The organism is Arthrobacter agilis (assembly GCF_002953615.1).
In the GTDB taxonomy this organism is placed as follows: Bacteria; Actinomycetota; Actinomycetes; order Actinomycetales; family Micrococcaceae; genus Arthrobacter_D; species Arthrobacter_D agilis_B.
The window spans coordinates 2334857-2341953 of sequence record NZ_CP024915.1 but is presented as its reverse complement, the minus strand read 5'-3'; the positions used below and the strand labels follow the sequence as shown (position 1 = coordinate 2341953).

Sequence of the window (7097 nt, the reverse complement as noted above, 5' to 3'; positions counted from 1 at the left end):
TGTGCAGCCCGGCCGTCGATGCCGCCCCCCACCCCTGCGCCACTCCGGGACTGTGCGCGTGCAGGGCAGCAGGACCGGAGGGCTGACGCAACTCGACCGTCCCGCATCCCGTGACGAGCATGAGCACCATCAGGAGTGCAGGCCAGCGACGGACGCGAGTACGCCGCACTGCAGCCGCATGCTCCTGTCGGCCTCGCCGGGCCCCATCGTCAGTCGCCGGTGTTGCAGCATCGACGAGGTGGGCTTGCCCTGTGGAGGCGGCTCTCCCGCCCGTCGATGCCGTCCTGCCATCACCGGACCTCTGCGTGACCCTGGCGACGAAGCCTTGCGTTCCCGAATCCACAGTGGTGCCGTCCTGTTCCCAGATGATGCAGCGAAAGACCTGCATTCGACACTAGGAAGAGGTGGTGCCGCGAACACGAGTGCGATGCACCGGAGATTTCGGACAGGACACCCTGTTCGGGACGGAAAGATACCCGGACCGAGGTCCAGGGCCACGCACCATTGCAGTCGCGGGTACGTATCACTCGCCGGATCTGTGGTCGTCATTCCCGCACGACCGTTGTCGGGCGCCCTGGACCTGCGCGGTCCTTCATCGCGGGTGCGGCAGCGGATGGACGCCCAGCGGGCCCGGTCAGAGGATCGGCTGGCCTCCGGTCACCGCGATACGGGCGCCGGACACGTAGCTGGCCTCGTCGGAGGCGAGCAGCACGTAGACCGGAGCCAGTTCGGCGGGCTGCCCGGCCCGCTGGAGGGGTACCTGCTGGCCGAAGCTCTCGACCTGGTCCTCCGGCATCGTGGCAGGGATGAGTGGTGTCCAGATGGGGCCGGGAGCCACCGAGTTGGCGCGGATGCCGCGTTCCGCGAGGAGCTGCGCCATGGACGCCGTCATGTTGGCGATGCCGGCCTTCGTCGCCGAGTAGGGCAGCAGGGTGGGCACGGGATTGTCGGAGTTCACCGAACTGGACCCGATGATCGAGCCCCCCGCCCCCATGTGCGGCAGCACGGCCTTCGTGAGGTGGAAGAAGGCGCTGAGGTTGGTGGCGATCGTGTGGTCCCACTCCTCGTCGGGGATCTCCTCGATGCTCTCGTGGCTCATCTGGAAGGCGGCATTGCTGACGAGGATGTCCACCCTGCCGAACTCCTCCACGGCCTTGTCGATCACGGCCCGGCACGTCGCCGGGTCGGCGAGGTCGCCGGGGAACAGGACGGCCTGCCGTCCCGCCTCCTCCACCCAGCGGGCCGTCTCCCGCGCGTCGTCGTCCTCGTCCAAATAGCTGATGAGGACATCCGCACCCTCACGTGCATAGGCGATCGCGACAGCGCGGCCGATCCCGCTGTCGCCACCGGTGATCACCGCCTTCTTGCCGAGAAGCCTGCCCGTGCCGCGGTAGGACTGCTCACCGTGGTCGGGAGTCGGCTCCATGGCGTCGGTGGTGCCGGGCGGCTCCTGCTGCTGTGCTGGCTGGCTCACTGTTCCTCCTGGTGTCTACGGGCAATCCGGCAAGTGGGTTCCTTGCGGCCCCACCGTAAGCACCCTTAGTAATTGGAGGGAAGCGGACAGCCGGTCCGGAAACCCGTTGCACGAGGAGCATGCCGACCTCCCATGCGCTACGCAGCCGAATACATCCTGCCGTTGAAGTGGACGGACGAGGGCCCGGTGGCCGAGCTGGCCCTGTACCTGCGGGACCTGGTGCGCTGGATCGATGTCACGGTGGTCGACGGCTCGGCGGACCCCTGCTTCGACCGGCACGCCCGCGCCTTCCCGCCGGACGTCCGCCACCTCCGGCCCGATCCGGAACGGGTCCGGCAGGGCGGCAACGGGAAGGTGCAGGGCGTCCTGACCGGGCTGGCCGAGGCACGGCACGAGCTCGTCGTCCTGGCGGACGACGACGTCCGCTACCGGCGCACCGATCTGCAGCGCATCCTCGGGCTCCTCGGGACCGCGGACGTCGTGCGGCCGCAGAACTATTTCGCCCGCCTGCCGTGGCATGCGCAGTGGGACACCGGGCGGACCCTGCTCAACCGCGCGCTGGGCTCCGACTACCCGGGGACGCTGGCGGTACGGCGCAGCACCCTGCGCGCGACGGACGGCTACTGCGCCGACGCCCTGTTCGAGAACCTCGAGCTCATCCGCACGGTGCGTGCCGCCGGCGGCGTCGAGGCGCGCGCCGACGACCTCTTCGTGGCCCGGCTCCCCTGCTCGTCGCGGCACTTCCTCGGACAGCGCGTCCGGCAGGCCTATGACAGCTTCGCGCAGCCCGCGAGGCTCACCGTCGAACTGAGCCTGCTGCCGGCCCTCGTCCTGGCCCGGCCGGCGGCGCGGCACCTGGCCGCGGCAGGCATCGGCGTCGTCGCGCTCGCGGAACTGGGCCGACGACGGCGGGGCGGACGGCAGGTGTTCCGCCCGACCGCCGCCCTGTGGGCGCCGGCCTGGCTCCTCGAGCGGTCGGTGTGCAGCTGGCTCGCCGTCGCCAGCAGGGCCCGCGGTGGCGTGCCGTACGCCGGAGGCAGGATGCGCCTCGCCGCGCACTCGGAGCGCCGGCTGCGGCAGCGGGGCGTGGAGCTCCCCGGAAACTAAGTACACTGATGGCTCACGCTGGAAACGAGCGAAGAGGAACCGATATGGCAGACACACTGGGAAGTCCGACGTCCGAGCCCGAGGGTGGATTCGAACGGGATCCCTCCGACTGGGTCACCGGCGACGAGCCGATGACCGCAGCACAGCGCAGCTACCTGGACACCCTCGCACGCGAGGCGGGCGAGGAGATCCCTGCGGACATCAACAAGGCCGAGGCGTCCGAACACATCGATCGGCTACAGGGCAAGAGCAAGCGGCTGAGCGACGACTCCTGATCGTCCTGCGGTAGCCCTCCCGGCTACCGCACCGCGGCGAAGTTGAACTCCGTGCAGATGTCCTGACCGAAGACGAAGCGCCGCACCGGCGCAGTCCGCGCTTCGGCCAGGGCATCCGAGCCGGAGAAGCGGATACCGGGCACGCCGTCGCCCACCAGCACAGGAGCAGTGGTCAGGTACAGCCGGTCGAGCAGGCCGGCGTCGAGGAACCGCGAGACGGTGTTACCCCCGCCCTCGACCAGCACTTTCTGCAGACCCCGCGCGGCGAGGATCTCCAGCACACGCCGCGGAGCGAAGTCCTCCGCAGGCAGCCGCACCACTTCCACCGAGGCCGGCAGGGCCTCCGGCACCGCGGCGTCGTGCGCGATGATCCACAGCGTCGGGACGCCGTCGTCGGCCAGGACGCGCGCGCCGGCCTCCACCCGTGCCGCTGCATCGAGCACGACGCGCACGGGGCTGCTGCCGGGTACGTCGTCGACCGAGAGTGAGCAGTCCTCCGCGAGCACCGTGGACGCGCCGACGACGACGGCGTCCGCCAGGGCCCGCAGCCGCTGGAGGTGCCCGTGGTCGCCGCGATCCTCATGGAAGCCGGCGTCGCCGGACCGCGAGGCGATGAAGCCGTCGAGACTCTGGCGCAGCTGTCCGACGACAATCTGCCCGGTCGCGGCCGCGAGGTACCCGTAGCGGTGCGTGAGCTCCTCCGCCTCGCCCGGTGCGGGGGCCGCCGGGACGGTGCCGTCGAGGAGCGAGGCCCAGGCGTCGTCGACCGGCGCCGCGTCGTGGCGCATTCGTGCACGCTTGGTCGCCAGGTATGCCGCGTTCTCCGACCGCTCCGACACAGGCAGTCCGCGGCGCTCGAGGACACTGATCCCCAGGTCCTCCAGCGCTTCCTCCTTCGCGGGATTCCCCGAAAGCAGCCGCACGGCGCTGATGCCGAGGTCCTGGAGGATCTCGGCCGCCTGGTCGTAGCGGCGGGCATCCACGGGCAGTCCGAGGGCGGTGTTCGCATCCACCGTGTCCACGCCCTCGTCCTGCAGCGCGTACGCCTTCAGTTTGGCGAGCAGCCCGATCCCGCGTCCCTCGTGTCCGCGCACGTAGACCACGACGCCGCGGCCCTCCTCCGAGATGGCCGCGAGCGCGGCGTCGAGCTGTTCCCCGCAGTCGCAGCGCCATGAACCGAACGCGTCGCCCGTGAGGCACTCGCTGTGGACGCGGACGAGGGGTGCCGCGTGGGCGGTACCCCGGGCGTCGTCGTCGATCCCCTGCGCCAGCGCGACGTGCTCCGTCCCGCCGTTGTCACGGTAGCCGACCATGCGGAATGTCCCGTGCCGGGTGGGGAGGACGGTCTCCACGACCCTCTCGATGGTGGCAGGCACGGAGGCGGACCCGAGCTGCGTGGACTGGATGGACATGGAACAACCTTAGAAGCGAGGCGGGGCGACACGAAAACATGCGTCTCAGGGCTTAACGGGTCCTGCGTGCCGTTTATTGCGCCTGCTGCGGAGGACGCACGCCGGCCGCGGCGTGCCCGAGGACCTCGCGGACGGCCAGGACCGCGGGCCTCCGGGCGCCGGCCGTGCGCGCGGAGGTGAAGATGGAGCGCCGGGGGCTGTCGTCGAGGTCGAGGAGCTGCACCGGCACGCTCCGTCCGGTCCACACGAGGTCCGGCATGAGGGCGACGGCGTTGCCCGATTCGATGAGCCGGATCTGCGCCTGGAGATCCGCCGTCTCGTAGCGGACGTCGGGCTCGAAGCCGGCCCGCCGGCATGCCTGTTCCGCCCAGTGCCGGGACGCCGCTCCCCGCGGTTCCATGACCCAGGCGGCACCCGACGCCTCCGCGACGGATGAGATCCCGGCGTAGTCCAGGCCGGGCGGCGGGACGGCGAGCCGGATGGCGTCCTCGGTCAGGGGGATGTGGTCGAGCTCCGCGTGCCGCGGCGCCGCGTGACCCGGATACTGCTCGGCGATCACGAGGTCGAAGTCGCGGGCGAACGTCTCGTACAGCGCGGTCTCCGGTTCGCGCTGCACCATCTCCACGCGCACGTCCGGATAGTCCCGCTTCATGGCCGTCAACGCCTCCGGCATGAGCGCCAGGGCCGCGGACTGGAAGACCGCCACGCGGACCGAGCCGGACACCGTGGTCAGGGAGGCGGCGAGGTCCGACTCGGCCCGCTCCAGGGTCTCGAGGAGTTCCGCGGTGTGTCCCACGAGGACCTCCGCCTGCGGGGTCAGGACCACCCTGCGGCCGGACTTCCGCAGCAGCTCCACCCCCACTTCCTTCTCCAGGAGGGCGAGCTGCTGCGAGACCGAGGACGGGCTGTAGCTCAGGGCCGCGGCGACGTCCGCGAGGGTGCCGCGGATCGCCAGTTCGCGCAGCAGGCGCAGCCGGCGCAGATCGAGCATTGGGCACTCCGTCGATTCGATTCTTCCAACGAATACCGTTCGGTAATCATCGCTTTTCCTAATCCTACGGGTCCGCGGATACTGGACGTGAAGTAGCTGCTTCATCCTGTGCCCGGCGCAAGCCGTCCAACCGAAAGCCGTTGCCATGACAACCCAGACACCGCCCCTCGAGGGCATCGCCGGCACCCCGGCGCCCCTGGTCCCGTCCACCGCCTCCCACCCCGAGCGCGACGACGAGACCCCCCGGTTCTCCGGCGGCGCCGACGGAACCACCGAGATCCCGGCGACGCTGCCGGACGCATCGATCGCCCTCGTCCGGCACTGGCTGACCGAGGCGTCCAAGGTGCCCGTCGACTCCTCCGCCAAGCAGCTCGCCGGCGTCCTCAAGGACCCCGACGGGCTCGCCTTCACCGTCGGCTTCGTCGACGGCGTCATCCGACCGGAGGACCTCTCCGTCGCGGCCCGCAACCTCGGCGCCATCGCCCCGAAGGTGCCCGGCTTCCTCCCCTGGTACATGCGCTCGGCCGTGAAGGTCGGCGCCGCCGTCGCGCCGGTGCTGCCGCAGGTGGTCATCCCCATCGCCCGCCGCGTGCTGCGCGAGATGGTGGGACACCTCATCATCGATGCCTCCGACGCGAAGCTCGGCAGGTCGATCGGCAGGATCAAGCGCGAGGGCATCCGCCTGAACGTCAACCTGCTCGGCGAAGCGGTGCTCGGCGACCACGAGGCCGAGCGCCGCCTCGAGGGCACCGTCCGGCTCCTCGAACGGCCGGACGTCGACTACGTCTCCATCAAAGTGTCCTCCACCGTCGCGCCGCACCCGGCGTGGGCCTTCGAGGAAGCCGTGCAGCACGTCGCCGAGAAGCTCGCTCCCCTCTACGCCCTCGCCGCCCGGTCCGAGAAGCCGAAGTTCATCAACCTCGACATGGAGGAGTACAAGGACCTCGACCTCACGATCGCGGTGTTCATGGAGATCCTGGGACGCCCCGAGTTCCTGGACCTCGAAGCCGGGATCGTGCTGCAGGCCTACCTCCCCGATTCCCTCGCCGCAATGATCCGCCTCCAGGAGTGGGCCGCCGCCCGGCGGGCCCGGGGCGGCGCCGGCATCAAGGTCCGCGTGGTCAAGGGCGCCAACCTCCCGATGGAACAGGTCGAGGCATCCCTCCACGACTGGCCGCTCGCCACGTGGGGCTCGAAGCAGGACTCGGACACCCACTACAAGCGCGTCCTCAACTACGCGATGCAGCCCGGCCGCATCGACAACGTCCGCATCGGCGTCGCCGGCCACAACCTCTTCGACCTCGCCTTCGCCTGGCTGCTCGCCGGCGAACGCGGCGTCCGCTCCGGCATCGAGTTCGAGATGCTCCTCGGCATGGCGCAGGGACAGGCGGAGGCCGTCAAGCGCGACGTCGGCTCGCTGCTCCTCTACACGCCCGTCGTGCACCCGAGCGAGTTCGACGTCGCGATCGCGTACCTCATCCGCCGCCTCGAGGAGGGAGCGAGCCAGGACAACTTCATGTCCGCCGTCTTCGAACTCTCCGACAACGAGGCCCTCTTCGAGCGCGAGAAGAACCGCTTCCTCGCATCACTCGGACAGCTCGACGATTCCGTACCCGCTCCGAACCGCCGCCAGGACCGCACCGTCCCGGCAGCGCCCCATCCGGGCACCGGCTTCGAGAACACACCCGACACGGATCCCTCCCTTCCGGCCAACCGGAACTGGGGACGGGCGATCCTCGAGCGCGTCGCCGGCTCCGACCTCGGCAAGGACACCGTCGCCGCCACCACGCTCACACAGGTCGCCGACCTCGAGGACACCGTCGCCGGTGCCGTGGAGG

Annotated in this window: 6 protein-coding genes; 3 read left to right on the top strand and 3 right to left on the bottom strand. The window is 70.3% G+C overall.

Features of this window, described 5'->3' with window-relative positions; all coding sequences use genetic code 11:
- Window positions 1-634: 634 nt before the first annotated feature.
- Window positions 635-1474: an SDR family oxidoreductase gene (locus tag CVO76_RS11425; protein ID WP_244185910.1), complete on the bottom strand. Its 840-nt coding sequence runs from the start codon at window positions 1472-1474 to the stop codon at window positions 635-637.
- A gap of 132 nt (window positions 1475-1606) precedes the next feature.
- On the opposite strand from CVO76_RS11425, the gene CVO76_RS11420 reads away from it, so the two are divergent.
- Together CVO76_RS11420 and CVO76_RS11415 are read left to right on the top strand one after the other, a co-directional pair.
- Window positions 1607-2581, top strand: coding sequence for a glycosyltransferase (locus CVO76_RS11420; RefSeq protein WP_208739335.1), 975 nt, complete (start codon window positions 1607-1609; stop codon window positions 2579-2581).
- 44 nt (window positions 2582-2625) lie between these two features.
- Window positions 2626-2856 (top strand): DUF3072 domain-containing protein, encoded by a 231-nt coding sequence (locus CVO76_RS11415; protein ID WP_244185908.1) that lies wholly within the window; start codon window positions 2626-2628, stop codon window positions 2854-2856.
- Between the two features lie 23 nt (window positions 2857-2879).
- Here the strand turns inward: CVO76_RS11415 and ribA are convergent, their stop codons facing one another.
- Together ribA and CVO76_RS11405 are read right to left on the bottom strand one after the other, a co-directional pair.
- The gene (gene ribA / locus CVO76_RS11410) at window positions 2880-4268 is read right to left on the bottom strand and encodes a GTP cyclohydrolase II (RefSeq protein ID WP_208739334.1); all 1389 of its coding nucleotides are present in this window, start codon (window positions 4266-4268) and stop codon (window positions 2880-2882) included.
- Window positions 4269-4341: 73 nt separating this feature from the next.
- Window positions 4342-5259, bottom strand: coding sequence for a LysR substrate-binding domain-containing protein (locus CVO76_RS11405; protein WP_208739333.1), 918 nt, complete (start codon window positions 5257-5259; stop codon window positions 4342-4344).
- 145 nt (window positions 5260-5404) lie between these two features.
- On the opposite strand from CVO76_RS11405, the gene CVO76_RS11400 reads away from it, so the two are divergent.
- The coding region (locus tag CVO76_RS11400; RefSeq protein ID WP_208739332.1) for a proline dehydrogenase family protein at window positions 5405-7097 on the top strand (1693 nt) is incomplete at its 3' end.